The organism is Gordonia prachuapensis (genome assembly GCF_036350515.1).
In the GTDB taxonomy this organism is placed as follows: Bacteria; Actinomycetota; Actinomycetes; order Mycobacteriales; family Mycobacteriaceae; genus Gordonia; species Gordonia prachuapensis.
Genome location: NZ_JAZDUE010000043.1, coordinates 1 through 1,054, shown reverse-complemented (window position 1 = coordinate 1,054; position 1,054 = coordinate 1). Strand labels below are relative to the sequence as shown.

The window sequence follows — 1,054 nt, the reverse complement described above, 5'->3', positions numbered from 1 at the left end:
CTAGTGTCCTGTCAGATTAGTGCGCCAATTAATTGGGCGTGTCGACTTTTGCCTGATCAGGAACGTGAGAGAATTGATGAAACATACTCTCACGCAAGGGATTATTGTTATGGCATCTCGTGGACGACCATCGGCAGTGATCGAGCTATCTGATGATGAGTGCGCGACGTTGAATCGATGGACCAGGCGCCAGAAATCGTCTCAGGCGTTGGCGCTTCGCAGCAGGATCGTGCTGGCGTGCGCCGCGGGCGAATCCAACGCAGCGATCGCCGCCCGGCTGGGCTGCAATCCGGCCACCGTATCGAAGTGGCGACGACGCTTCGCCGCTGACCGGCTCGAAGGTCTCGTCGACGCACCCCGCTCCGGCGCTCCCCGCACGATCAGCGACGACGACGTCGAGGCCATCATTGTCGAAACACTGGAAACCACTCCGGTCGATGCCACGCACTGGACCACCCGATCGCTGGCCGCCCGCCACGACATCAGCCATGAGACGGTCTCGCAGATCTGGAAAGCGTTTGGCCTCAAGCCCTGGCGCCAAGACGAATTCAAGATCTCACCAGATCCCGACCTGGTGGAAAAGATCCGCGACATCGTCGGCCTCTACATGAGCCCACCGGTGGCCGCAGCAGTCTTCGCCGTCGACGAAAAACCCCAGATCCAAGCCCTCAAAAGGTCAGCGCCGATCCTGCCGATGCTGCCCACCACACCCCAACGAGCAACTCACGACTACCAACGCAACGGCACCATCGACCTGTTCGCCGCCCTGGAAATCGCCACCGGAACCGTCATCACCGAGCTCAGGCCCACCCACACCAGCGCCGAGTTCATCAAGTTCCTCAACAAAATCAACCGCGAGGTACCCGACGACCTCGACGTCCACATCATCCTCGACAACCTCTCCACCCACAAGACACCACAAGTCAAGCGATGGCTACAGCGCCACAAGCGTTTTCACTTCCACTTCACCCCCACCTACGGATCATGGATGAACCTCGTCGAACGCTGGTTCTCCACCCTGACCACCAAACAAATCCAACGCTCCAGCTACGAC

1 protein-coding gene is annotated in these 1,054 nt (G+C 59.4%); it reads left to right on the top strand.

Annotated elements, in window-relative coordinates; all coding sequences use genetic code 11:
• Positions 1–208: 208 nt before the first annotated feature.
• On the top strand, positions 209–1,054 hold an 846-nt coding region (locus tag V1Y59_RS23670), incomplete at its 3' end, for an IS630 family transposase (protein ID WP_330507487.1).